The 24,672-nt window shown below is 43.2% G+C and carries 25 protein-coding genes; 11 read left to right on the top strand and 14 right to left on the bottom strand.

Going from position 1 to position 24,672, the window contains the following annotated elements; all coding sequences use genetic code 11:
- The 10 genes from tolQ to MHO82_RS03890 all read right to left on the bottom strand — a co-directional run bounded on the left by tolQ (position 1) and on the right by MHO82_RS03890 (position 8,987).
- Positions 1–684: a protein TolQ gene (gene tolQ / locus MHO82_RS03935; protein ID WP_239182544.1), complete on the bottom strand. Its 684-nt coding sequence runs from the start codon at positions 682–684 to the stop codon at positions 1–3.
- Positions 674–1,099, bottom strand: coding sequence for a tol-pal system-associated acyl-CoA thioesterase (gene ybgC / locus MHO82_RS03930; RefSeq protein WP_239182543.1), 426 nt, complete (start codon positions 1,097–1,099; stop codon positions 674–676). Before ybgC ends, tolQ begins: the two co-directional genes overlap by 11 nt.
- A 175-nt stretch (positions 1,100–1,274) precedes the next feature.
- Entirely contained in the window at positions 1,275–1,580 is a 306-nt protein-coding gene (ybgE, locus tag MHO82_RS03925; protein ID WP_239182542.1) for a cyd operon protein YbgE, read from the bottom strand.
- Positions 1,573–1,680, bottom strand: coding sequence for a cytochrome bd-I oxidase subunit CydX (gene cydX / locus MHO82_RS03920; protein WP_239182541.1), 108 nt, complete (start codon positions 1,678–1,680; stop codon positions 1,573–1,575). The genes ybgE and cydX overlap by 8 nt, the downstream gene beginning before the upstream one ends.
- A 12-nt stretch (positions 1,681–1,692) precedes the next feature.
- Positions 1,693–2,829: a cytochrome d ubiquinol oxidase subunit II gene (gene cydB / locus MHO82_RS03915; protein ID WP_239182540.1), complete on the bottom strand. Its 1,137-nt coding sequence runs from the start codon at positions 2,827–2,829 to the stop codon at positions 1,693–1,695.
- A 17-nt stretch (positions 2,830–2,846) separates the two neighbouring features.
- Positions 2,847–4,433 carry a cytochrome ubiquinol oxidase subunit I gene (gene cydA / locus MHO82_RS03910; RefSeq protein WP_239182698.1) on the bottom strand — a complete coding sequence of 529 codons (1,587 nt, stop codon included), beginning with the start codon at positions 4,431–4,433 and terminating at the stop codon, positions 2,847–2,849.
- A gap of 473 nt (positions 4,434–4,906) precedes the next feature.
- Entirely contained in the window at positions 4,907–5,911 is a 1,005-nt protein-coding gene (ruvB, locus tag MHO82_RS03905) for a Holliday junction branch migration DNA helicase RuvB (RefSeq protein WP_239182539.1), read from the bottom strand.
- Positions 5,912–5,925: 14 nt separating this feature from the next.
- Positions 5,926–6,552, bottom strand: coding sequence for a Holliday junction branch migration protein RuvA (gene ruvA / locus MHO82_RS03900; protein ID WP_239182538.1), 627 nt, complete (start codon positions 6,550–6,552; stop codon positions 5,926–5,928).
- A 68-nt stretch (positions 6,553–6,620) separates the two neighbouring features.
- Entirely contained in the window at positions 6,621–7,142 is a 522-nt protein-coding gene (gene ruvC / locus MHO82_RS03895; protein ID WP_239182537.1) for a crossover junction endodeoxyribonuclease RuvC, read from the bottom strand.
- 213 nt (positions 7,143–7,355) lie between these two features.
- Positions 7,356–8,987, bottom strand: coding sequence for an NAD(P)/FAD-dependent oxidoreductase (locus tag MHO82_RS03890; protein WP_239182536.1), 1,632 nt, complete (start codon positions 8,985–8,987; stop codon positions 7,356–7,358).
- A gap of 255 nt (positions 8,988–9,242) precedes the next feature.
- On the opposite strand from MHO82_RS03890, the gene fdxA reads away from it, so the two are divergent.
- Entirely contained in the window at positions 9,243–9,566 is a 324-nt protein-coding gene (gene fdxA, locus MHO82_RS03885) for a ferredoxin FdxA (protein WP_239182535.1), read from the top strand.
- 97 nt (positions 9,567–9,663) lie between these two features.
- Here the strand turns inward: fdxA and MHO82_RS03880 are convergent, their stop codons facing one another.
- The 3 genes from MHO82_RS03880 to aspS form a co-directional block, all read right to left on the bottom strand.
- Positions 9,664–10,398 (bottom strand): RNA methyltransferase, encoded by a 735-nt coding sequence (locus MHO82_RS03880; protein ID WP_239182534.1) that lies wholly within the window; start codon positions 10,396–10,398, stop codon positions 9,664–9,666.
- A gap of 79 nt (positions 10,399–10,477) precedes the next feature.
- The gene (locus MHO82_RS03875; protein WP_239182533.1) at positions 10,478–11,503 is read right to left on the bottom strand and encodes a GGDEF domain-containing protein; all 1,026 of its coding nucleotides are present in this window, start codon (positions 11,501–11,503) and stop codon (positions 10,478–10,480) included.
- Positions 11,504–11,612: 109 nt separating this feature from the next.
- Positions 11,613–13,391 (bottom strand): aspartate--tRNA ligase, encoded by a 1,779-nt coding sequence (aspS, locus tag MHO82_RS03870; RefSeq protein ID WP_239182532.1) that lies wholly within the window; start codon positions 13,389–13,391, stop codon positions 11,613–11,615.
- A 242-nt stretch (positions 13,392–13,633) separates the two neighbouring features.
- Between aspS and MHO82_RS03865 the strand changes: the two genes are divergently transcribed.
- The 6 genes from MHO82_RS03865 to MHO82_RS03840 all read left to right on the top strand — a co-directional run bounded on the left by MHO82_RS03865 (position 13,634) and on the right by MHO82_RS03840 (position 19,804).
- Positions 13,634–14,503, top strand: a complete 870-nt coding sequence (locus MHO82_RS03865) for a DUF72 domain-containing protein (protein ID WP_239182531.1) — start codon at positions 13,634–13,636, stop codon at positions 14,501–14,503.
- Between the two features lie 166 nt (positions 14,504–14,669).
- Entirely contained in the window at positions 14,670–15,398 is a 729-nt protein-coding gene (cmoA, locus tag MHO82_RS03860; RefSeq protein WP_239182530.1) for a carboxy-S-adenosyl-L-methionine synthase CmoA, read from the top strand.
- Positions 15,399–15,478: 80 nt separating this feature from the next.
- On the top strand, positions 15,479–16,450 hold the full coding sequence (gene cmoB, locus MHO82_RS03855) for a tRNA 5-methoxyuridine(34)/uridine 5-oxyacetic acid(34) synthase CmoB (protein WP_239182529.1): 972 nt from the start codon (positions 15,479–15,481) through the stop codon (positions 16,448–16,450).
- A gap of 89 nt (positions 16,451–16,539) precedes the next feature.
- On the top strand, positions 16,540–17,283 hold the full coding sequence (locus MHO82_RS03850) for an ATP-dependent zinc protease (RefSeq protein WP_239182528.1): 744 nt from the start codon (positions 16,540–16,542) through the stop codon (positions 17,281–17,283).
- A gap of 41 nt (positions 17,284–17,324) precedes the next feature.
- Positions 17,325–18,833, top strand: coding sequence for an inactive transglutaminase family protein (locus MHO82_RS03845; RefSeq protein ID WP_239182527.1), 1,509 nt, complete (start codon positions 17,325–17,327; stop codon positions 18,831–18,833).
- A gap of 5 nt (positions 18,834–18,838) precedes the next feature.
- Complete coding sequence (locus MHO82_RS03840) at positions 18,839–19,804, top strand: alpha-L-glutamate ligase-like protein (protein WP_239182526.1); 966 nt, start codon at positions 18,839–18,841, stop codon at positions 19,802–19,804.
- A gap of 109 nt (positions 19,805–19,913) precedes the next feature.
- Here MHO82_RS03840 and cysS read toward each other — a convergent pair whose 3' ends face one another.
- Entirely contained in the window at positions 19,914–21,296 is a 1,383-nt protein-coding gene (cysS, locus tag MHO82_RS03835; protein ID WP_239182525.1) for a cysteine--tRNA ligase, read from the bottom strand.
- A gap of 163 nt (positions 21,297–21,459) precedes the next feature.
- Between cysS and MHO82_RS03830 the strand changes: the two genes are divergently transcribed.
- The 4 genes from MHO82_RS03830 to MHO82_RS03815 all read left to right on the top strand — a co-directional run bounded on the left by MHO82_RS03830 (position 21,460) and on the right by MHO82_RS03815 (position 24,599).
- Positions 21,460–21,954: a peptidylprolyl isomerase gene (locus MHO82_RS03830; RefSeq protein WP_239182524.1), complete on the top strand. Its 495-nt coding sequence runs from the start codon at positions 21,460–21,462 to the stop codon at positions 21,952–21,954.
- Positions 21,955–21,995: 41 nt separating this feature from the next.
- Positions 21,996–22,724 (top strand): UDP-2,3-diacylglucosamine diphosphatase, encoded by a 729-nt coding sequence (gene lpxH / locus MHO82_RS03825; protein WP_239182523.1) that lies wholly within the window; start codon positions 21,996–21,998, stop codon positions 22,722–22,724.
- Between the two features lie 140 nt (positions 22,725–22,864).
- Positions 22,865–24,076 (top strand): EAL domain-containing protein, encoded by a 1,212-nt coding sequence (locus tag MHO82_RS03820; protein ID WP_239182522.1) that lies wholly within the window; start codon positions 22,865–22,867, stop codon positions 24,074–24,076.
- A 7-nt stretch (positions 24,077–24,083) separates the two neighbouring features.
- Positions 24,084–24,599: a YchJ family metal-binding protein gene (locus MHO82_RS03815; RefSeq protein ID WP_239182521.1), complete on the top strand. Its 516-nt coding sequence runs from the start codon at positions 24,084–24,086 to the stop codon at positions 24,597–24,599.
- Positions 24,600–24,672 lie beyond the last annotated feature (73 nt).

Raw genomic sequence — 24,672 nt, 5'->3', positions numbered from 1 at the left:
TTACTCCTGAGAAGACATAGCTTGACGGTGCAATATAGTCGAAAACTCTTCCATAAAGGCCGCGTAAGAGTGCTCTAATTTAGACACTAAAGTAGAAAGACGGTTATAAGCAATAACTGCTGGGATTGCCGCAAATAAGCCCATGGCAGTTGCCACCAATGCTTCTGCAATACCCGGAGCTACCATGGCTAATGTGGCTTGTTTTACAGCACCAAGAGCAATGAAAGAGTGCATAATCCCCCACACTGTTCCAAAAAGACCAATGTATGGGCTAATGGAACCCACGGTCGCTAAAAATGGTAAGTTAGTTTCTAGCTCTTCTACTTCACGAGAAACGGCTACACGCATCGCACGGCCTGTTCCTTCCATCACAGCATCTGGCGATGAACCATTGGCGCGATGCAGTCGAGCAAACTCTTTGAAACCCGCATAAAAAATCTGCTCTGATCCCGAGATATTGTCTTTTCTTGCTTGTACTTCGTGGTAAAGCTGAGACAAATCCACGCCAGACCAAAACTTATCTTCAAAACGTTCAGCATAAGACGCGGCTTCTGAAAGCACTCGCGAACGTTTGATTATCATTGCCCATGAAACAACTGACATCCCTAATAGGATCAGCATTACGATCTTAACAAGTAAGCTAGCCTGTAAAAACAGATCAAGAATAGACAATTCACCTGTCACTGGTTATCTCCGAAATTAATGAACTTGGTATGGCGCGGGGTTTCATTCGTTCTGTATGAATACAGGCTACCTTAACTGTCGCTTTACATAAAACGATCCCATCAAGATTAACCAACTCCTGACAAAAGGTCAGAGAGGCTTTACGTGCTTCAGTTACGAAAGTGGTAACGGTAAGTTGCTCATCAAGTACAGCACCACGTAAAAAATCAATATCGATATGACGAACAACAAATCCGAGCTGCTGTTGACGTAAGTCTTGTTGACTGACCCCTTTAGAACGTAGAAGTTCCGTTCGGGCCCGCTCAAAAAACTTAATATAGTTAGAATGGTAAACAACACCACCTGCATCTGTGTCTTCATAATAAACCGTGATCGGCCAATGAAAAGCGTGTTGAGAGTTCAAAACTTCCTGCAATTTTACCACCCTAGAAGGATTAGAATATATTAAACAGTGGCTACTATAACCGAAATTTTTATGAGGAAGGAGGTGATAAAGTAAAAGTTTGCGTCAGTTGGATAAAAAAACGCCCGCTATAGAACACAATCGTCATATAACGGGCAGTTTTAGGTGCTGGCACTTATTTGTATCGCTACAAATCTAATTGCAGTACCGATAATCCAATAAGAATTACCAACGAGAAATATGGGCTAAAGAAAACCTGCCATAACCAAAACCTTGGTTTAAAGCCAATGCCATAGACAAAACTAGCACACACGCCCCACACCAAAGCTGGCCCCATTAATCCAGAAAAACCACCAACCGCTTCAGCGTATTGAATTGGGCTCCACATTAATAAACCGGCATGCCACACCGCAAGCACAATGGATAAACCCCGAAGGTAAATATTATCCAATGGCTGATGCAGCTTCTCTATTAGGCCAGTGATACTACTCACTGTCTTTGTCCATCATCTCGGTATGTTCAAGCCATAGCGCATTAACAATGGCAAAAGAACAAGCCAACAGAACACCTAGAATCCATGCGAAATACCACATAGTGTTAACTCCTTAGTATAGAGAGGTCTTATTCTCTTCAATGAACTTAGAATCCAGACGACCAAACATTTTGTAGTACGTCCACGTTGTGTAACCAAGAATAACTGGCACCATGATCATTGCCACACCAGTCATCAAGTTTAAAGTTAGCTCACTTGATGTCGCATCCCACATAGTCAAACTATGATTCGGGAATTTGCTTGATGGCATGATGAATGGGAACATTGCAAAACCAGCCGTTAGAATCACACCAGCGTTCGTTAAGCTTGATGTGAAGAACGCCCAACCCGCTTTTTCAAAACGAGAAGCAAGAATCGTAAGTAAAGGCATGAATACCGCTAAAGCTGGAGCAATCCACAGTAATGGGTACTCATTGTAGTTGTTTAACCACGCACCTTTTACTGTCTCTACTTCTTTCAGAAGAGGGTTTGAAGCCGCATCTTTCACGATGGTACTAACAACAACATAGCCATTCATATCACGAATCAAAAAGCTCGCAATCAGAAAAAGAACAATAGTCACGATACCACTGATTTGAGCAACCACACGAGCACGACTGTGCAACTCATCAGTCGTCTTCATTTGTAGCCAGGTAGCACCTTGCATTACAAACATGAATAGACTGATGAACCCACAAAGCAAAGCAAATGAATTTAAAAGACCAAAGAAATTACCGTGGTACTTCGACATTAGGAACTGGTTTAGCTCAAATGGAACACCTTGCAGTAAGTTACCAAAAGCCACACCAAAAATAATTGGAGGAATGCAGCCACCAGCAAAGATTGCCCAATCCCACATGTTACGCCAGCGCGGATCTTCAATCTTAGAACGGTAATCGAAACCAACTGGACGCAGCCATAATGCTGCCAAAGTTAAGTACATGGCTACGTAAAAACCCGAGAACGAGGTTGCGTATACCAAAGGCCATGCAGCAAACAGTGCACCACCCGCTGTAATTAACCATACTTGGTTACCATCCCAGTGCGGCGCGATGGAGTTGATCATCACACGACGCTCTGAGTCATTTTTACCAATAATTGGGACAAGGGTACCAACACCCATGTCGAAACCGTCTGTTACAGCGAAACCAACCAGCAAAACGCCGACCAGAACCCACCAAATTAGACGCAATACTTCATATTCAAACATTGCTTATGCTCTCCTGCTTATGCTTCTACTTGGCGAGTCAGTTTTGATTCTGAATCTTCACCGTTTTGCTCAAAGTGGTAACGACCTGTTTTTAAGCTACTTGGCCCTTTACGAGCAAACTTCACCATTAGGTACACTTCAGCAATCAAGAAAGCCGTGTATAGCGCTAAAATCATCAACATAGAAGTAATGATTTCACCCGCACTTAGTGCAGAGGCTGCAACATGAACAGGTAGAATTTCACCTACAGCCCATGGCTGACGGCCGTATTCAGCAACAAACCAACCTGCTTCAATCGCAATCCATGGGAAAGGAATGCTGAACAGGGCTGCTTTAAGAACCCAACGTTTTTGCTCAATTTTCTGACGGCAAGTTTGAATAAAGGCCGCTGCGAATACAAACAACATGGCAAAGCCTAAGCCAACCATGATACGGAAGCTAAAGAACAAAGGCGCAACCTGAGGAATAGAGTCATCCGCCGCCGCTTTAATTTGCTCTTCCGTTGCATCAACAACGTTGTCTGTATAACGTTTCAGTAGTAAACCATAACCCAGATCGTGCTTGATCTCGTCAAATGCCTGCATGTTTTCTGGCGTTTTCTCACCAGCACGCAGTTTTTCAAGCAGCTCATAAGCCACCATACCGTTACGGATACGTACTTCATGCTCGTCTTTAAGATCACGTAGGCCCGTCACTTCTTTATCAAAAGAACGAGTTGCAATAATACCCATTACATAAGGGATCTTAATCGCATAATCCGTTTCCATTGTCTCTTGGTTTGGAATACCAAATACAGTAAAGGCTGCTGGTGCTTCTTCTGTGTGCCATTCAGCTTCAATCGCTGCTAGCTTCACTTTCTGAACTTCACCCAGCTCATAACCAGACTCATCACCCAGTACGATAACAGATAAGATAGACGCCATACCGAACGACGCTGCAATGGCAAAGGAACGACGAGCAAAGGCAATATCGCGACCTTTTAATAGGTAGTAAGAGCTGATACCCAGAACGAACATCGCACCACATACGTAACCAGAAGCAACGGTATGAACAAATTTCACTTGTGCTACAGGGTTAAGTACTACATCTGCAAAGCTCACCATCTCCATACGCATGGTTTCGAAGTTGAAATCAGACCCTACTGGGTTTTGCATCCAACCATTGGCAATTAAGATCCAAAGTGCAGAGAAGTTAGAACCCAGTGCAACTAACCAAGTTACCGCTAAATGCTGACGCTTTGATAGACGATCCCAACCAAAAAAGAACAAGCCAACAAAAGTGGATTCAAGGAAGAAGGCCATCAATGCTTCAATGGCCAAAGGCGCACCGAAAATATCACCAACATAGTGAGAATAGTAAGACCAGTTAGTACCGAACTGGAACTCCATGGTTAGACCGGTAGCAACACCTAAAGCAAAGTTAATTGCGAAAAGCTTACCCCAGAACTTGGTCATGTCCTTGTAGATTTGCTTATCGGTCATTACATAAAGAGACTCCATAATCGCTAGTAGAAAGGCCATACCGAGCGTTAATGGAACGAATAGGAAGTGATACATCGCAGTAAATGCAAACTGTAACCGCGACAGATCAACAACATCAGTGATCATGATAACTCCTGTTGTGTCGGTTGAAGGACACCAGATGTCAAAACACCTGAACTTAGGCTTCGCACAAAATATGTGCAACAAAATACCACAACCTTGCACACTCGATAAAAATCAACAAAAACAATGACTTCCATTTGTGTTACAAAATTGTGCCGAATACGTTAGGTAATTGTTAAGTAACAACTAATATAGATAAAACTAATATTACTGCTAAAGGAGCACAGGTTCAAAAGATTTATTCAAAAAAAGCTTTGATAAATATCAAACAAAAACGGTTGATATTTATACAAAATGCAATTTATTGATCTAAATCAATCGTAATAAAGATAGCCGTTAATAGTGGCGCTAAAAATGAAAAATAGGTAAGAAAAGAAAAAATATTATAATTAATTGAAAAAAGTGAAGAAAAAGCTGAATGTGATGAATAATCAAATTCAGCCCTATTATTTTAAGCTAATAAATATGAAAACTTATTTTTCAAGTCCGAAATGCAGATAAGCGCGGTCTGTGGCAATTCGACCACGAGGAGTTCGTTGCAGATAACCTTGTTGAATAAGGTAAGGTTCAATAACATCTTCTATGGTGTCTTTTTCTTCACCAATGGCAGCGGCTAAATTGTCTAAACCAACAGGCCCACCGCCAAATTTTTCCATAATGGCTAACAGAAGCTTTCTGTCCATATAGTCAAAACCCTGAACATCGACATCAAGCATGTTCAGCGCTTTGTCGGCAATCTCCGCTGAAATATGACCGTTTCCTTTTACTTCTGCGTAATCACGAACTCGACGTAATAATCGGTTCGCGATACGAGGCGTACCACGAGCACGGCGGGCCACTTCTAGCGCCCCTTCTGCGTCCATAGACAAATTCAGGCAATTTGCACTACGCTGCACAATAAACTGGAGATCTTCAACCTTGTAGTACTCTAATCGCTGAACAATACCAAAGCGATCACGCAATGGAGAGGTCAGAGAGCCAGCGCGGGTAGTTGCCCCAATTAATGTAAAAGGCGGTAAATCGATTTTGATCGAGCGTGCTGCTGGTCCTTCACCGATCATGATGTCTAACTGATAATCTTCCATTGCTGGATACAGCACTTCTTCAACCATAGGGCTCAAGCGATGGATTTCATCAATGAACAGCACATCATTTTCTTCAAGGTTCGTCAGTAAAGCCGCTAGATCCCCAGCTTTTTCTAAAACAGGACCGGAAGTGGTGCGAATATTCACTTCCATTTCATTAGCAACAATGTTCGCCAACGTTGTTTTACCCAGCCCAGGCGGTCCGAAGATGAGTAGATGATCGAGTGCCTCTTCACGCATTTGCGCCGCTTTAATAAAGATTTCCATTTGATCACGAACATGATCCTGACCACGATAATCTTCTAGCTTCTTAGGTCGTATGGCTCGGTCAATCACATCTTCTTCACGAAAAGAAGGACTCTCTGCAGCAATCAGGCGATCAGCTTCAATCATAATTATCTACTCTTTTACACCATAGCTCGTAGGGCTTCACGGATCAGCATTTCACTGCTCATGTCAGGTTGCTTCACTTGCGAAACAATCTTTGTTGCTTGAGCAGGTTTATAGCCCAATGCAACTAATGCACTCACGGCCTCTTCTTCCGCATTTTGTGGTGCGGTCACCAATCCGTCCGTACCATTGTCCATCGGTGCGGCATCGGTTGCAGGGGTAAATAGGTCACCAGCGCCCCACCCTTTTAAGCGATCACGCATTTCAATCACTAAACGCTCAGCGGTTTTCTTGCCAACACCCGGTAATTTTACCAAGGTAGAAACATCTTCACGCTCAACGCAAGAAACAAACTGTGCAGCCGTCATACCAGAAAGAATAGCCAAACCAAGTTTAGGGCCAACACCATTTGCTTTAATCACTTCACGGAACAATGCACGCTCTTTAATGGAGTTAAAGCCATACAATAACTGTGCGTCTTCTCTAACCACAAAGTGAGTGTAAATGATCGCCTCTTCCCCAACTTCAGGAAGCTCGTAAAAACAGCTCATTGGCATTTGTACTTCATAACCAATGCCACTCACCTCAATTAAAATTTCAGGTGGCTGCTTTTCAATTAATAATCCACGTAAACGACCAATCACTATTTTCTCACTTTGTTTTCAAAATTGAATAAGAGGATGATAATAAAGAGCTGGATACATATCCAGTATTATCTATATCGACCGCGCCTTGCGCCACTAGCCTTGCCAGCCAAGGAGATCATAGTTTTATTGGTATTAGCATGACAAATAGCCACGCCTAAAGCATCGGCGGCATCTGCTTGTGGTTTTCCGGGCAGCTTCAACATCGACATCACCATGTGTTGAACTTGGGACTTATCTGCCCCACCCGTTCCTGTGACCGCTTGTTTGATCAACCTTGCTGCGTATTCATACACGGGCAAATCCGCATTAACCGCAGCAACAATCGCGCTACCACGAGCCTGCCCCAACTTTAAAGCGGAATCGGCATTTTTTGCCATGAACACTTGCTCAATCGCAAATTCATCAGGCTGAAACTGAGTAATAAGCTCACTCACCCCTGCGTAAATTTGCTTTAAACGACCAGGTAAAGCGGGTTCTGACATACGAATACAACCACTGCCTAGATAATGTAAATGACGGCCTTCTTGGCGAATAACACCATAACCTGTGATGCGTGAGCCGGGATCAATCCCTAAGATAATTGACATATTTTTATTTGATTACTGCATAAATAGCGTCAGATGAGGTCATTCTATGATTTGTCAACGCCGATAACCAACAGTTTCCTTAACTCCCTGTTCCACTACCTACTGACTGCATACGTTTTACGCTTAACAGTAAACAGCTTGAACTTAGGGATAAAAAAATCCAGTGTCTATATAGAAGGCACTGGATTTTTAATTTTGACTTATCGCTTACGGTTAGGCGATACCAAGCTTTTCCGCTTGGTTCTGCTCTGCCATAGACAACGCTAGTGCTTCAGCAACCTTAATACCATCGATACCAGCAGATAGGATACCACCAGCGTAGCCAGCACCTTCACCTGCTGGGAAGAAGCCCTTAAGGTTAATGCTTTGGTAGTCTTTACCACGTTTGATACACACTGGAGAAGACGTACGAGTCTCAACGCCTGTTAGTAGGCCATCTGGTGTAGAGAAACCTTTGATCTTCTTCTCGAACGCAGGGATTGCTTCACGAATTGCTTCGATTGCAAAGTCAGGCAGCGCTTTTGAAATGTCAGTAAGGTGGATGCCTGGTGTGAATGACGGCTGTACATCACCTAATGCACTTGGATCGCGGCCTTTCAAGAAGTCGCCAATTTTCTGTGCAGGGGCATCGTAGTTTTCGCCACCCAATACATAAGCGCCACTTTCTAGTTCACGTTGTAAACGGATACCAGCCAGTGCATCACCTGGGTAATCACGTTCTGGGTCAATACCTACAACGATGGCACTGTTGGCGTTACGCTCTGCACGAGAGTATTGGCTCATGCCGTTGGTTACTACGCGGCCTTCTTCAGACGTTGCAGCAACCACGGTACCACCAGGACACATACAGAAGCTGTATACGGTACGACCATTCTTACAGTGGTGAACCAGTTTGTAGTCAGCGGCACCAAGGATTGGGTTACCTGCATTTGGACCAAAACGAGCTTCATCGATCATTGATTGTTTATGCTCGATACGGAAACCAACAGAAAATGGCTTAGCTTCCATGTAAACGCCACGGTCATGCAACATTTCGAAAGTATCACGAGCACTGTGACCAACAGCCAACACCACGTGGCGAGATTTAATCTCTTCACCGTTAGAAAGTGTTAAACCAGTGATTTGGCCATCTTCCATATGAAGATCATCTACACGAGTGCTGAAACGAATTTCGCCGCCCAACTCAATAATGGAAGCACGCATTTTTTCGATCATGGTTACCAGCTTAAAGGTACCAATGTGAGGCTTACTTACGTATAGGATTTCTTCTGGTGCACCAGCAGCAACGAACTCTTCAATTACCTTACGGCCGTAGTGCTTTGGATCTTTAACTTGACTGTATAGCTTACCGTCAGAGAATGTGCCCGCGCCGCCTTCACCAAATTGTACGTTTGATTCTGTGTTTAGTGTGCGTTTACGCCAGAAGCCAAAAGTATCTTTAGTACGTTCACGAACTTCTTTGCCACGCTCAACAATAATCGGGTTGAAGCCCATTTGAGCAAGCACTAAACCTGCAAATAGACCACATGGACCAAAGCCGATCACAACAGGACGCTCAGTTTGGTTCTCAACGGCTTTTGCGACGAATTTGTACTCCATGTCAGGAGTGACTCTTACGTGCGGATCGTTAACAAATTGCTCTAACAACTCTGCTTCGTTTTCAACGAGAACATCAAGCGTGTAGATAAGTAAGATCTTCGATTTCTTACGAGCATCGTAGCCACGTTTAAAGATATTAAAAGAAAGTACCTGATCCGAGTTAATACCAAGCTTCGCTTCAATTGCATCTTGAATGGCAGACTCTTCGTGGTCTAGAGGGAGTTTAATTTCGGTTAAACGTATCATTTCGATGTCTCGTGCTTAATAGGTGTCTTAGCTAAACCACTTCTAAATACAGAGTTTGGGGTAAACGCTGATGTAAAAAGAAGCGATAAGCTCACAATGGCGCGCATTTTACGAGAAATTGATTTATCTGTCATACTAATTCGGAAGCATGAAGCAAATAGACAAAATATTTAGAGCAATGTGATATTGAATTTTGCTTTGGGATGAGTATTATCCCCACTCTTCAATTTTGACTAACTTATAGAGCAGAGCATCATGGCATTTGTCGTAGGCGATAACTGTATTCAATGTAAATACACAGACTGTGTGGCAGTATGCCCCGCAGATGCGTTCCATGAAGGCCCAAATTTCATGGTAATTAATCCAATCGAATGCATTGATTGTGGTTTATGTGTGCCTGAATGTGATGCTCAAGCGATCTTCCAAGAAGATGAAGTACCAGAAGACCAGCAGTTGTATATTGAACTCAATGCTGAACTTGCAGAAATATGGCCGGTACAAACAGAAGTTAAACCCGCGATGGACGACGCTGAAAAGTGGAATGGTGTGCCAGACAAGTTGGCCATGCTAGAAAAATAAATATTAACAAGAACTCAAATAGAAAGGCGTAATGATGTAATCACTGCGCCTTTTTTAATATCTAAACACTTTCGGTTGGCGAATTAGTTTATAAGATCTAGCTGTGTTGACGGCGCATGTTGTCGAGAATAATGCCCGTTGCCATTGCTACGTTCAGAGATTCTGCACCACCGAATGCCGGAATGGTGATCTTATCAGTCACGAATTTAGCTGCGTGTTCACGGATACCGTGAGATTCACTGCCCATTAGTAAAATCCCGTTGGCGGTAAAATCAGTCTTATGAACACTTTCACCTTCTAAGAAAGCACCGTAGACAGGTAAGTTTGATTGCTCTAAATAAGCGGGTAAGTCCGTTTGGCTTACGTGAACTCTGCCAAAGCTACCCATGGTCGCACTGATGGTTTTTGGGTTATATGGGTCTGCACAATCACTGCTGGCAACGATATGCTTAATGCCATACCAGTCTGCTACACGAATAATCGTACCTAGGTTGCCAGGATCAGACACACCATCGAGTGCAATCATCAAGCCCGTTGCTTTTGGTACTTCAATGGTTGGGATCTCAACCACAGCAATCGCTGCATTATTGCTGACCAAAGTACTCGCTTTCGTTAAGTCATTCAATGAGGCTTCAACACAATCAAACCCGCTCAATAATGCATGATTTTCAGATAAGAAATCGGCCGTAGCAAAAACGTTTTTCACCACTAAGTCACTATTGAAAAGCTCAAGAACGTTCTTTTCACCTTGAACTAGAAACAGGCCATGGGCTTTACGTTGTTTCTTTTGGCCCAAAGCGCGAAGGAGTTTTAATTGGTTTTTTGAAATCATGTTTTTATCCTAGATATAAGCCCGCGCATTATAGAGCAAAGGTTGGATAACCAAAAGCCAGTTAACCCAAAGCAACTCACTAAAATCGGGCAAACACCCTTCCTTGATAAAAGGTACAGCTTTTCCCTGCTTCTTTCGCTTGATACAACCCAGCGTCTGCTCTAGCTAATACAGCATCAAAATTTTCGGTGGTCCGATACTTTTCTAAACCAGCACTGAAAGAAACGTCTAATTCAAGCTCACCAAACAAAACACTTTTATCACTGATTGCGTAATGTAACCTTGATATTGTCGACCCAATGTCAGGATCATTACCATCAAGTAATACCACCAGCTCTTCTCCACCTATCCTATAGGTATTGGCCGCTGTAACAATATTCTCAATTCGATTAACCACTTCTATTAATACCGTATCGCCAACGTCATGGCCATGCAGGTCATTAAATTGCTTGAAATCATCGATATCAATAATCAATACATATCTAGTTATCTCATTTTTTTGCTCTTTATCAACAAAAGAATAGAGAGCTAGGCGATTCTGCGCACCAGTCAAAGCATCATGTAATGCCAACGTTTTTAAATTGTCGACAGCTTTGACACGGCTTGTTTCATAGGCATGCGAAACCACCCAAACACAGAGGTACGCCAAAATAAAATTTGCAAACATCGTAGATGGAATCAATACCGTTTTACTCAACGCGGGTTGAAGTGCAATAACCTCTAGTATTAAAAACGTAAGGCTCCAATATAAGCCCACTCGTTTCCCCATTGCTACATAAAAAATCGTTGGCAATGCCACAGCCCATATAAATAGGGTTTCTTCTATAGCTTTGGTATAGCTCCCCCAAATAACCAAGCATGCGAGAATAAAACTATGGAGCGCAAGAAACCATTTAGGTTGTGGGTGCTTACGGATATAGACCAACATACACACAGAAATAAAAAAATAAACAATTTCCATGCTCCCAAGAGCCAAAGCTTGAATCTCAAAGTAGAAAATATTGGCCACCCCGAGAAGCAACGCTGCGCCTCCAAGATTAACACACATACCAATAAGCACTTTGCGCCTAAGCTGCTCTGTTGCATCTACATGTAGTGTTTTCATAAATCTGACATACTAACTGACTTAGTGGATTTCAAACTTTATATCAGCAGATACAAAAACGCCACTTCAATATGAAATGGCGTCTTGTTTAGTAACTCAGATTTCTAAATTACTTTTCTTCTTTCTTTTCAGCCGCCGTTACTGCAATCGCTAGCTCTTCTAAAGAAGCAGGGTTTGCAAGGCTTGGAGCATCAGTCAGAAGACACGCAGCCGCTGTTGTTTTCGGGAATGCAATCACATCACGAATGTTTTCTGTACCACAAAGTAGCATTGCTAAACGGTCAAGACCGAATGCTAAACCTGCGTGTGGTGGTGTGCCGTATTTTAGCGCATCAAGCAAGAAGCCAAACTTCTCTTGCTGCTCTTGCTCTTCAATACCTAAAATACCAAACACCGCAGTTTGCATTTCTGCGTTATGAATACGAACAGAACCACCGCCCACTTCATAACCGTTAATTACCATGTCGTACGCATCAGAATTTGCAGCAGCAGGGTTTGCTTTTAGCTCTTCAGCAGTCACACCTAATGGAGAAGTGAATGGGTGGTGCATTGCGTGCAAGTTACCTTCGCCATCTTCTTCAAACATTGGGAAATCAACAACCCATAGTGGAGCCCATGCATTTTTGTCTGTTAGTTCTAGATCTTCACCCAGCTTCAGACGCAGTGCACCCATGGCTTCTGCAACGATGTTGGCTTTATCAGCACCAAACAGAATGATGTCGCCCGTTTGCGCTTCTGTGCGATCAAGAAGACCAGCAACCACTTCTTCGTTTAGGAACTTAGCAACAGGAGATTGAATGCCTTCAAACCCTGCATCACGATCGTTCACTTTCATCCATGCAAGGCCTTTCGCGCCGTAGATGCCAACAAACTTACCGTATTCGTCGATTTGCTTACGAGAAAGCGTAGCGCCACCTGGTACACGAATCACAGCCACACGGCCTTTTTCATCGTTTGCAGGGCCAGAGAACACTTTAAAGTCAACGTCTTTAACTAGGTCAGCAACATCCACTAGCTCTAATGGGTTACGTAGATCTGGCTTGTCCGAACCAAAACGACGCATCGCTTCTGAGAATGGCATAATTGGGAATTGGCCAAGATCAACATTTAACAGCTCTTGCCACATTTCACGAACCATACGCTCAGTCACTTCACGTACTTGCTCTGCGCTCATGAATGAGGTTTCGATATCGATTTGAGTGAATTCAGGCTGACGATCAGCACGTAAATCTTCATCACGGAAACATTTAACGATTTGGTAGTAACGATCAAAACCAGACATCATCAGCAGCTGTTTAAATAGCTGTGGTGATTGTGGAAGTGCGTAGAAACTGCCTTTGTGAACACGGCTTGGTACTAGGTAGTCACGAGCACCTTCTGGTGTTGCTTTTGTTAGTACTGGCGTTTCAATATCTAAGAATAAGTTTTCATCAAGGAAACGGCGCACAAAGCTTGAAGCACGAGCACGCAACTTAATACGATCACTCATTTCAGGGCGACGTAAATCGATGTAGCGGTACTTTAGACGCTGCTCTTCCGTGTTCGTTTGGTTGAAATCCAAAGGAAGAACGTCAGATTTGTTGATAATTTCTAGGCCAGTTGCCAGTAATTCAACTTCACCTGTTGCCATGTCTTTATTTACTTGGCTCTCAGGACGAACACGAACTTCACCGGTTAATTTGATGCAGAATTCATTACGCAGTTGGTTAGCAACCTCAAATACGTCTTTCATATCTGGGTCGACAACAACCTGAACGATACCTTCACGATCTCGCATATCAATAAAGATAAGACCGCCTAAATCACGACGACGGTTAACCCAGCCGCATAGTTCTACAGTTTGTCCTGCAAGGGACTTGTTCAGGTGACCACAATAATGGGTGCGCATGATGAATTTCCCAATCTAATTTAAATACCAACAGCAATATCACGCAGATTTGCTGTAAAAATCCTGTTAATACGCTTTAACCTTGCATTGTCAAAACGTAATCTAGCCGAGCATTATAATGGAAAAGGTAAGCTTTCAGCAAAGCACTACACTGAAAATAACTTAAATTTATGCCACTATTTGTGGAAATTATTAGCTAGGGGTTAATTTCGGACACTAAGCCGAATAAGGTAAATTAAGAAATGAGTAATAAATATCCGATCCGGCTTGGATTAACCATGTGGTCCCACAATCAGTGGCAACACTCCTTTTACGGTTCAGGGACCAAACCCGGAGAACGTCTCGCTCGCTATGCCCAAGTCTTTCACTCCGTCGAAGGCAATACGACGTTTTACGCTAGCCCATCGTCTTCTACGGTGAATAACTGGAATTCAGCAACACCAGACGACTTTCGCTTTACCTTTAAATTACCAAGCACGATCACCCACCAGCAAAAGCTCAGTCACTGCGATCAACTCGTCAGCGAATTTATTCATTTAATGGAACCGCTGCACCAAAAAATTGGTTTATGGAAAATTCAGCTTCCCGCGGCGTTTACCCCTCACTCATTACCAATATTAGAACGGTTTATTGACCGCTTTCCGAAGCACTTACCCCTTGGAGTGGAAGTCCGCCATTTGGGCTTTTTTGATAAAGGTGAGCAAGAACAAAAGCTCAATAGAATGCTCATTGAGAAACACGTCGATCGAATTATCATGGACAGCCGCCCTGTGTTTTCCGCGCCGCCTATCACTGAGGCCGTTATTGAAGCACACAACAATAAGCCTAAAGTACCTGTTCATGCCATTTCCACGGCTAATACACCAATGATGCGCTTTATCGGCCACCCAGACATGGCCAGTAATGACGCTTTTTTTACTCCTTGGCTGACTAAACTAGAAACTTGGGTGAAAGAAGGAAAACAGCCTTTTGTATTTATTCACACGCCAGATAACGTAGAAGCACCCGAGCTAGCTGATCGTCTATACCAACAACTACAGCAAAGACTTACATTGCCTGATCTTACTCCTATATGCCCAGAGCCACCCAGTAATCAATTGCCTTTGCTGTAAGCTATTAACTCAATTAATGGTAATTCTGTGATGCAGTGCAGACAATACCTCCATTTTTCACTACAATGTGCCCCTTTTCCACAGCAATGTCTTCTGGTAACACGGACGCTTAGTAAGGCAAGACGGAAAAGTTGTACTGTTCTTTAACTTAGTGAGGTTGGTGTTGATGGCTAATCACGACAACATTTTTGCAGCGCCTATCGAAAAATTAGGTGATTTTACTTTCGATGAACGAGTGGCTGAAGTTTTTCCAGACATGATCCAGCGTTCCGTTCCTGGCTACAGCAATATTATTTCAGCCATTGGCATGTTAGCAGAACGTTTTGCTAAACCTCATTCAAACGTCTACGACCTTGGCTGTTCTTTAGGTGCCGCTAGCTTATCTATGCGCCGCCATATTCAGCAAGAAGGCTGCAAAATTATTGCCGTAGATAACTCCAGCGCCATGGTCGAACGTTGCCGATTACACATTGATGCCTATCGTTCTGATACCCCTGTTTCCGTGATCGAGGCCGACATTCGCGACATCGACATTCAAGATGCCTCTGTTGTGGTGCTGAATTTCACCCTTCAATTTCTTTCACCAGAAGACAGATACCAGCTGTTATCTAAAATCCACGCAGGGTTACGCCCGGGTGGCATTTTAATCGTGTCTGAAAAGTATGTGTTTGAGAATGAAGCATCGAACGAACTACTGATCGATCTCCATCACGATTTCAAACGAGCAAATGGCTATAGCGAACTTGAGATCAGCCAAAAACGCAGCGCCATCGAAAATGTCATGCGCCCAGATAGCATTGATGTTCATAAGGCGCGCTTTAAAGAGCTCGGTTTTAGCAGCTATGACGTGTGGTTCCAATGCTTTAACTTTGGCTCCATGTTTGCCGTTAAATAACACCTAACCGCCTTTTTTGAATGGCTGGCCTTATTGGTCAGCCTTCTTCATTTTTTATTAAAAGAACACCGTTAAGACTTATGTTTGATTTTTCTGATTTTTACCAACTTATTTCCAAGAACCGCTTAAGTCCTTGGCTCAACCACTTACCTTCACAACTGACTGAATGGCAAAACGCCGAGCATGGTGATATGCCTCGCTGGTTACGCGTACTAAAGAAAATCCCAACGACTCAGCCAGATAACATTGATCTTCAGTCTGCGGTAAAAATCGGTAACAACGAACCTCTTCCTGCTGGTGAAAAAGCCAAACTAGAAAACCTTCTACGTACATTCCACCCTTGGCGTAAAGGCCCATATCACTTGCACGATATCCACATTGATACGGAGTGGCGCTCAGATTGGAAATGGGATCGTGTCCTTCCTCATATTTCACCACTTAAAGGGCGCTATGTACTCGATGTGGGCTGTGGTAATGGCTACCATATGTGGAGAATGCTAGGTGAAGGGGCAAAGTTGACCGTCGGTATCGACCCATCACACTTATTCTTAGTGCAATTTGAAGCGGTTCGTAAACTCATGGGCAACGATCAACGTGCTCATTTACTGCCACTAGGTATTGAGCAGCTACCAGAATCCAAAGCCTTTGATACGGTGTTTAGCATGGGCGTGTTATACCACCGTCGCTCACCACTGGATCACTTAATCCAACTTAAAAACCAGCTCACTAAAGACGGCGAATTAGTACTTGAAACCTTAGTAATTGATGGCGATGAAAATGCGGTATTAGTCCCGACTGGCCGCTACGCCCAAATGCGTAATGTGTACTTCTTCCCATCAGCTCGTGCATTAAAAAGCTGGTTAGAAACATGCGGATTTGTGGACGTGAAAATTGTCGACGAATGCGTAACAACCACTGATGAACAGCGCACGACTGAGTGGATGACACATAATTCTCTGCCAGATTACCTAGACCCAAATGATCCCACTAAAACCGCAGAAGGGCACCCTGCTCCTAAGCGTGCTGTTTTAATCGCCAGAAACCCTGACTAAAAGATGACATAGGGGTGCTTCACGCATCCCTATTTCTAAGCTAAACTGCAAGAGAACAATAACTTAAATCGTTAAGCTTAGGATTTCTGATGCGACGTTTCTACGTTCCTTTCTCTTTACTCACTTTACTTTCCGGCTGCACCTTAATGGACGGTAGCCAATATACCCAAAAAACTGTTAACGCCATTGAAAGCATGGAAAGCAATGTTTATTCACGTTTAGACAGCATGGAAGTCACCATGAATGAGCAAACGGCCTATATTGCTAACTTAGAAAAAGAGTTAGCTGATATCGCCGAAGATATGGAACAGATACGCCAACAAAACAATCAAGCCAAAGAGCCCGAAAAAGTAGCATTGGCAGTGGCTCCTCAAACCAAAGCTGAAAACACGTACAAAGGCTCTATCGTTCTTGGCTCTAGAGAATGGGTCGTTTTAGACTCGGTTAAACAAGGATTTGAAGCACGTGTCGATACTGGTGCAGCGACTTCATCGCTCAATGCCATTGATATTCAAGAGTTTGAACGTAATGGAAAAAACTGGGCACGCTTCCATCTATCCGATAAAAATATTGCCCCAGAAGACAGAAAGTGGATTGAAGCCCCAATTATCCGTCATATCAAAATTCGCCAAGCTTCCAGTGATGGCCTCGATCGTCGTCCAGTCATCGAATTGTGGATCAAACTTGGTGATCTTCACGAAAAAACGCTATTCACATTAGCGGATCGCTCCCACATGACACACCCTATCTTACTCGGGCGTGAATTTTTTAAAGACATAGCTTTAGTTGATGTCAGCAAAGATTTCATTCAAAGTACAAAACCGAACAAATAATTATAAATTCAAAATGCTACGTTTTTGATACCGAGGATATTATGACATCACGAGTACCCTTTTATATTTTGATCACTATGCTCGTTGTGGTGGGGGTGTGTTTAAGTTGGTTTAGACATACCACCTACAGCGTACCTTGGACACCCGGTGAAACTCGCCAAGTCTGGGATGTAGAAGCCAGAATTAAGTTTGATGCGCTGGGTGAACCAGTAAAAGTGTCCATGGCAGCACCACAAACACAAGAAGGCTTCACGCTCACAGATGAAACAACCTCTTCACCTGGTTATGGCGTAGCATTTTTAAATACAGAGCATGGCCGTCGTGCGGAATGGTCGATTCGCCATGCCGAAGGCCCGCAAGTGCTGTATTACAAAACACAGTTATTGGTTGACGACCAAGCCAATGTGGAGCCTATCGCACCTGAAGAAGGTGTATTTCGAAGCATTAGTTTAGATGGCCCTCAAGAATCGGCTGCCCACTCTTTATTAGACCAGGCGAGACAACGCTCGGCAGATAACATCACCCTTACTCGTGAGCTGATCAAACAATTTAATGACCCAGACAACCAAAATGCCTCATTATTACTGAACGAATTTAGCAAAGAAAAAGCCATTTCCACCTTGCTAACCATGGAAAAGATTCACAGTAAAACCGTCGGCACATTATGGCTAGAAGACGGCCGCCGCCGTCAAAGTGTCATGCCGATGATTGAGGTATGGGATGGTGATCATTGGCAACTGTTTAACCCCGTCAATGGTGAACAAGGTAAACCTGAAAACTTAGTCATTTGGGATAAGTCGAATGTTTCTCTGCTGGATGTAGTCGGTGGTAAACAGAGCCAAATTCATTTCTCTATGATTGCTCAAAACATTTCGCCAAAACAAGCCACCAGTAAAAAAATCAGTAGTGATGACCTGCTGAATTTTTCCATTCATAGCTTGCCACTTGAAGAGCAATCGATGTTTAAAACCATCATGTTGATCCCAATTGGTGCTTTAATTGTGGTGTTTTTACGAGTGCTTATTGGCCTGAAAACCTCGGGAACCTTCATGCCCGTGTTGATCGCCGTTGCGTTTGTTCAAACCCAGCTCGTTACGGGCATTATTGGCTTTTTACTGATTGTTGGTACGGGCCTGTTTATTCGTGGTTACTTATCTCGATTGAACTTACTACTAGTCGCAAGAATCTCTGCGGTGATCATTACCGTAATCATGATCATTTCCGTCTTTACTGTGGTGGCTTTTAAGATTGGCTTAACAGAAGGGCTCGCAATTACTTTCTTCCCTATGATCATCCTATCTTGGACAGTCGAACGCATGTCTATTTTATGGGAAGAAGAAGGCTGGAAAGAAGTATTAATCCAAGGTGGTGGTTCTCTGTTTACAGCCATTCTCGTATACCTTGCGATGACAAACCCATTTGTACAGCACTTAACCTTTAACTTCATTGGCTTACAGTTGGTTATCTTGGCAATGATCCTGATTCTAGGTAACTACACTGGCTACCGTTTAAGTGAACTACGCCGCTTTAAACCACTTGCGGAGGACTAAACGCGATGTTCAGTCGATTAACGTCACCGTTTAAGTTACATGATAAAGGCATCATGGGCATGAACCAGCGTAACATCAGTTACATTGGCCGCTACAATGATCGTACAAAGTACCCTTTGGTTGACGATAAGCTAAAAACGAAAATTATCGCCGAAAAAGCGGGGGCAACAGTGCCAGAGCTGATCGGCGTAATCAGCCATCAAGCGGAAGTCAAAGGCATTCATGACATGGTCAAAAACTGGCCCGGCTTTGTGATAAAACCAGCGCAAGGCAGTGGCGGAAAAGGCATTTTGGTCTGCACGTCGCATCAAGATGGGGTATATTCCAAACCTTCAGGTGCCACCATGAGCAAACAGGATGTAGAACGCCATATAACCAATGCCTTGGCGGGGTTATTTTCCCTTGGTGGCAAAAATGATGTGGCTGTCGTTGAAAACCTGATCCAATTTGATGATGTCTTTGAAGGCTTCAGTTATGAAGGTGTCCCAGATATCCGTGTAATTGTCTTTAAAGGCTACCCTGTCATGGCCATGATGCGCCTATCAACCGCAGCGTCCGATGGTAAAGCGAACCTTCACCAAGGTGCTGTGGGGGTTGGCATTGATATCGCGACCGGAAAAGCCGTGCGCGCAGTGCAGTTTGATAAACCAATTTTACAGCACCCTGATACGGGGAAAGACCTCAGCACATTACAAGTACCTCACTGGAATAAGCTATTAACCCTAGCCTCCAGCGCTTGGGAGATGACAGGGCTTGGCTACTTAGGAACCGATATGGTCTTAGATAAAGAGCAAGGCCCTATGGTGCTTGAGCTCAATGCACGCCCTGGTCTTGCAATCCAAATCGCCAATGGTTGTGGTTTATTGCCCCGCCTACATCATATTGAAAATATGGGGATCCCAGCGGAATACCCGAAACCAGAAGAGCGAGTGGCTTATTCCGCCAAACAATTTGGTGTGAAAGTTCAATAATCAACTCCATTATAAATGGTTCAATAAAAAAAGGGCTTGATGCACCACCAAGCCCTTTTTATTCGTTTCATACTAATTGCTGTTAAGCGCTCTTCTATAACAACAAAGGTTACTTACGACGCCAAGTTGTGCCACCAGCACCATCTTCAAGTACTATGTTTAAAGCCGCTAACGCATCACGCGCTTCGTCTGCCGCAGCCCAATCTTTTGCTGCACGAGCATCATTACGAGCTTTAATTAACGCTTCAATTTCCGCAACGTCATTATCTTCACCAGCCCCACCCTGTAGGAAAGTTTCTGGGTCTTGAGATAACAAGCCAAGTACTTCTGCAAGTTCACGCATCAGGGCGCCCAGCTTAGAAGCTGCACTTAAATCTTCAGTCTTAATACGGTTCACTTCACGAGCCATATCAAACAGCACAGAATAAGCTTCTGGTGTATTGAAGTCATCGTTCATTGCTTCTGTAAAGCGACCAACAAACTCTTCACCACCAGCCGGAGCCATAGAAAAATCAAGACCACGCAAAGAAGTGTACAAGCGCTCAAGTGACGCACGCGCTTGTTTTAGATTCTCTTCGCTGTAATTAAGCTGGCTACGGTAATGACCTGACATTAAGAAATAGCGAACTGTTTCAGCGTCATAGTGGCTTAGCACGTCGCGAATTGTGAAGAAGTTGCCTAATGACTTCGACATCTTTTCACGATCAACCATCACCATCCCGCTGTGCATCCACGTATTAACGTATTTGCTGTCGTGTGCACAACAAGACTGAGCAATTTCATTCTCATGGTGTGGGAACATAAGATCTGAACCGCCACCATGAATATCAAAGTGATCACCAAGAATCGATGAGTTCATTGCTGAACATTCAATGTGCCAACCCGGGCGACCAGCACCCCATGGTGATTCCCATGTTGGCTCACCTGGTTTAGACATTTTCCAAAGCACAAAATCAAGAGGGCTACGTTTAGCCGTCTCAACATCAACACGAGCACCTGCTTGAAGCTGCTCTAAGTCTTGCTTAGAAAGCTTGCCGTACTCGTCAAACTTTTTCACTTCAAACATCACATCGCCGTTACTTGCCACATAAGCAAAGCCGCGCTCAATTAAACGCTCAACCAACGCGATGATCTCTTGAATGTATTCAGTCGCACGAGGCTCAATATCCGGGCGCTTCATGCCTAGAGCATCAAAGTCAGCGTGCATTTCTGCAATAAGGCGCTCTGTTAACGAATCACAGCTTTCATCATTTTCAGCGGCACGTTTGATGATTTTGTCATCGATGTCTGTGATGTTACGAACAAACGTTAAATCATAACCAAGGAAACGTAGGTAACGTGAAACCACATCAAACGAAACAAACGTACGGCCATGGCCAATGTGACATAAATCGTAAATGGTAACCCCACAGACGTACATGCCAACTTTCCCTGGCTCGATTGGCTTAAATTCCTCTTTTTGTCTGGTAAGTGAGTTATATATTTTCAACATGCTCTTTTTACACTCAATTAAATATGGGATTACACTGAACGTGTTATTACACCCGTTATGTGGTTCGATAGCAAGAAAATATCAGGGGAATTCCCTATTGATCCAAACTAAACTTGCTATAGAATCTTGCTTTTAATGCAAAACCTCCAACAAGGACAATATCATGGTAATCCTTCACACTTCTTTTGGTGATATTAAAATTCAATTAAACGAAGAAAAAGCACCATTAACTTCTGCAAACTTCCTGCAATACTGCCGTGACGGTTTCTATGACAACACGCTTTTCCACCGTGTAATCGACGGTTTCATGATCCAAGGTGGCGGCATGACATCTGGTCTTGAAGAGAAGCAAACTCGTGCAACAATCAAGAACGAAGCAAACAACGGCCTAAGCAACAAAACAGGCACACTTGCAATGGCTCGCACTAACGAACCACACTCTGCAAGCTCTCAGTTCTTCATCAATGTAAATGACAACACATTCCTTGACTTCAAATCAGAAACACCAAGCGGTTGGGGTTACTGTGTATTTGCTGAAGTTGTTGAAGGCATGGACGTTGTAAACAAGATCAAAGCAGTTTCAACTGGCAACTACGGTTACCACCAAGACGTACCAGTTGACGAAGTTGTGATTACTGGCGCAACTATCGAAGAGTAATATGGGTATAGGGGTGATGCTCTTCACCCCTTCTTTATTTTATGACCACACTATTTATTTCAGATCTTCACCTCACCCCCGACCGCCCAGACATCACCGACTGTTTTCTCCGTTTTATGCAGAATGAAGCCATTCACGCCGATGCGTTATACGTATTAGGTGATCTGTTTGAAACATGGTTTGGCGATGACGATAACAGTCCCTTTAACCAACAGATAAAAGCCGCATTTAAAACGCTCACCTCTTCAGGCGTTGCTTGTTACTTCATTGAAGGTAATCGAGATTTCTTAGTGGGAAAACGATTTGGTGACGAAACCGGGGTCACAATCTTGCCCGAAATCTGCACCATCGACTTGTACGGCACCAAAACGCTCATTATGCATGGAGATACCTTATGCACGCTTGATGAAGGGTATCAAAAATACCGAGCAACCGTACATAAGCCTTGGGTTCAATGGCTGTTCTTGCATCTCCCACTAAAATGGCGTCATAAAGTGGTTGGTAACATCAAAAGCAGCAGTAAAGATCAAAAAGAACAAAAACAGATGACCATAATGGATGTAACACCAGAAGAGGTTGTCAAAGTTTTAGAACAGTATGAAACAAATCTAATAATTCATGGACATACACATAGGCCAGCACTACACTCAGTTCAACTGAAAGAAAAAGTAGCACAGCGTATTGTTCTCGGTGATTGGTATGAACAAGGCTCCGTTTTAGTGTGCACGAAAGAAAGTAAATCACTAGAAAGTAGAAACTTTATGATTTAGCTCTGATTCGACACTTTATCGACATATTAAGATGAATAATTTAGCGTGCCATCATAGTTTTTTTATGTCGCCGCGATATTATCGTTATTGTTTACAAAAAATAAGTTTCCACACAGTCCACATGGGAAGAACGGTTATATATGTATTCATATGTTGCAAGGCAGCCAATTTTAGATACAGATAAAAACACCATCGGTTACGAACTATTATTTCGTGATGGCCCCAAAAATACGTTTCCAGACATGGAACCTGAAAAAGCGACCAGCCGACTTCTATCCGATCAGTTCTTAAACTCTCACTGTGATCCTACAGGAGATAAATTAGGCTTTGTTAATTTCCCATACCAAAGCTTAATTCAATTACTACCAACGCTTTTCCCAAAAGAAAATCTTATTGTAGAGATTCTCGAAGACTGTGAACCTACCGATGAACTATTAGACGCCGTTAAGGCCTTATCGAAGAAAGGATATAAGCTAGCCTTAGACGATTTTATTCCCGACCCTCTTTGGAAACGCTTTTTACCCTATATTGATATTATTAAGTTTGATATCCAATTAGTCCCCCTTGAAAAAGCTCAGCTATTCATTCACCGATGCGCTAAATTCAATATCAAATTCTTAGCTGAAAAAGTTGAAACCCACCAAGAGTTCCTACATGCAAAAGAAATTGGTTTTGATTATTTTCAAGGCTACTTCTTTAGCCGACCAGAGCTACTGCAACAACGCTCCATCGAGCCTTCTCAATTAGCGGTTCTTCAACTGTGCAAAGAAATTTCAAGCAAAGATGTAGATTATGAAGCGGTAGAACGCTTAGTCGTGAGTGATGTTTCACTGTCTTATAAGCTGCTCAGGTACGTTAACTCTTCATCCGTGATCAGCAAACCGATTACTTCGTTTAAACAAGCTCTGGTTTATCTCGGGCAGAACAAGTTACGCCAATTTATCTCATTGGTTGCAGTGGCACATGCCAGTCAACATAAGCCTCAATCCCTTTATACTCTTTCTATTCAACGAGCTCGTATTTGTGAGTTACTTGCTATTAATAGCTCACTTGAAGTAGAGCCAAGCCAAGCTTTTTTAATGGGTATGTTTTCATTACTTGAGTCATTGTTGGATCAGCCCTTACCTCTTTTACTCGGCAGATTACCCATTAGTGAAGAAATCAAGCTTGCCCTGACCGCAGGTAGTGGTGATTTAGGTTACCTATTGAATGCGGTGCAAGCCTATGAGAAAGCCAACTGGGAGCAAGTTAGCCATTACTGTCAAATATTGAACATTTCTGAACAGCTCATTGCAGAGCAATATGCAGAATCTGTAGAATGGGTAGATGTATTTACTCAAGAAGATAACTAGATAGCTCATGAAAAACTGCCCATGCGGCAATCAGAAAAATTACTCTGATTGCTGCGAACCTGTTCATATTTCCCCACTAAACGCCAAAAAACCAGAACAACTGATGCGGGCTCGCTACTGTGCTCATGTTCTTGGTTTAGTCGACTTTGTGATCCAAACCTACCACTCTAGCTGTAATGCCGAACAGCACCGTGAAGGTATAGCAGAATCCATCAACAGTGAGTGGCGTGGTCTTGAGGTATTAAGTTCCTCAATCCGTTCAGAAAATGAAGGTTTTGTAGAGTTCAAAGCACATTTTTCAGAAGAAGGAAATGACTATGTGCTACATGAAAACTCACGCTTTGTAAGAGAAGATCAACAATGGTTTTATATTGATGGCGAGTACCCAGAACAAGCCGCTGAAGCTGAAGTTGTCACCCCAGATAAAAAGCAAAATACCGCCCCAGCACAAAGTGATAAAATTGGCCGGAATGACCCTTGTGTATGCGGTAGTGGTAAAAAATATAAGAAGTGCTGCGGTTAACTTCCCGCTATACAAGCAGAAAATAACAACTCTCTCAAAGTAAATAGCAAGGCACGCTCGCCTTGCTATCTAT

This window comes from Vibrio sp. Of7-15, assembly GCF_022347565.1.
In the GTDB taxonomy this organism is placed as follows: domain Bacteria; phylum Pseudomonadota; class Gammaproteobacteria; order Enterobacterales; family Vibrionaceae; genus NORP241.
The sequence above is the reverse complement of the archived record's forward strand: the minus strand, read 5'-3'. Positions and strand labels throughout refer to the sequence as shown.

What these genes read in the sequence shown, in the direction of transcription:
- MHO82_RS03840 (WP_239182526.1), top strand. Translation starts at nt 18,839, where the DNA reads ATGTTCAGTCGATTAACGTCACCGTTTAAGTTACATGATAAAGGCATC.
- lpxH (WP_239182523.1), top strand. Translation starts at nt 21,996, where the DNA reads ATGACCACACTATTTATTTCAGATCTTCACCTCACCCCCGACCGCCCA.
- MHO82_RS03845 (WP_239182527.1), top strand. Translation starts at nt 17,325, where the DNA reads ATGACATCACGAGTACCCTTTTATATTTTGATCACTATGCTCGTTGTG.
- ruvB (WP_239182539.1), bottom strand. Translation starts at nt 5,911, where the DNA reads ATGATTGAAGCTGATCGCCTGATTGCTGCAGAGAGTCCTTCTTTTCGT.
- MHO82_RS03815 (WP_239182521.1), top strand. Translation starts at nt 24,084, where the DNA reads ATGAAAAACTGCCCATGCGGCAATCAGAAAAATTACTCTGATTGCTGC.
- MHO82_RS03875 (WP_239182533.1), bottom strand. Translation starts at nt 11,503, where the DNA reads ATGAAAACACTACATGTAGATGCAACAGAGCAGCTTAGGCGCAAAGTG.
- MHO82_RS03850 (WP_239182528.1), top strand. Translation starts at nt 16,540, where the DNA reads ATGCGACGTTTCTACGTTCCTTTCTCTTTACTCACTTTACTTTCCGGC.
- cmoB (WP_239182529.1), top strand. Translation starts at nt 15,479, where the DNA reads ATGTTTGATTTTTCTGATTTTTACCAACTTATTTCCAAGAACCGCTTA.
- cydX (WP_239182541.1), bottom strand. Translation starts at nt 1,680, where the DNA reads ATGTGGTATTTCGCATGGATTCTAGGTGTTCTGTTGGCTTGTTCTTTT.
- MHO82_RS03890 (WP_239182536.1), bottom strand. Translation starts at nt 8,987, where the DNA reads ATGATACGTTTAACCGAAATTAAACTCCCTCTAGACCACGAAGAGTCT.
- fdxA (WP_239182535.1), top strand. Translation starts at nt 9,243, where the DNA reads ATGGCATTTGTCGTAGGCGATAACTGTATTCAATGTAAATACACAGAC.
- MHO82_RS03830 (WP_239182524.1), top strand. Translation starts at nt 21,460, where the DNA reads ATGGTAATCCTTCACACTTCTTTTGGTGATATTAAAATTCAATTAAAC.
- MHO82_RS03880 (WP_239182534.1), bottom strand. Translation starts at nt 10,398, where the DNA reads ATGATTTCAAAAAACCAATTAAAACTCCTTCGCGCTTTGGGCCAAAAG.
- aspS (WP_239182532.1), bottom strand. Translation starts at nt 13,391, where the DNA reads ATGCGCACCCATTATTGTGGTCACCTGAACAAGTCCCTTGCAGGACAA.
- cydB (WP_239182540.1), bottom strand. Translation starts at nt 2,829, where the DNA reads ATGTTTGAATATGAAGTATTGCGTCTAATTTGGTGGGTTCTGGTCGGC.
- ruvC (WP_239182537.1), bottom strand. Translation starts at nt 7,142, where the DNA reads ATGTCAATTATCTTAGGGATTGATCCCGGCTCACGCATCACAGGTTAT.
- cmoA (WP_239182530.1), top strand. Translation starts at nt 14,670, where the DNA reads ATGGCTAATCACGACAACATTTTTGCAGCGCCTATCGAAAAATTAGGT.
- cysS (WP_239182525.1), bottom strand. Translation starts at nt 21,296, where the DNA reads ATGTTGAAAATATATAACTCACTTACCAGACAAAAAGAGGAATTTAAG.
- MHO82_RS03865 (WP_239182531.1), top strand. Translation starts at nt 13,634, where the DNA reads ATGAGTAATAAATATCCGATCCGGCTTGGATTAACCATGTGGTCCCAC.
- MHO82_RS03820 (WP_239182522.1), top strand. Translation starts at nt 22,865, where the DNA reads ATGTATTCATATGTTGCAAGGCAGCCAATTTTAGATACAGATAAAAAC.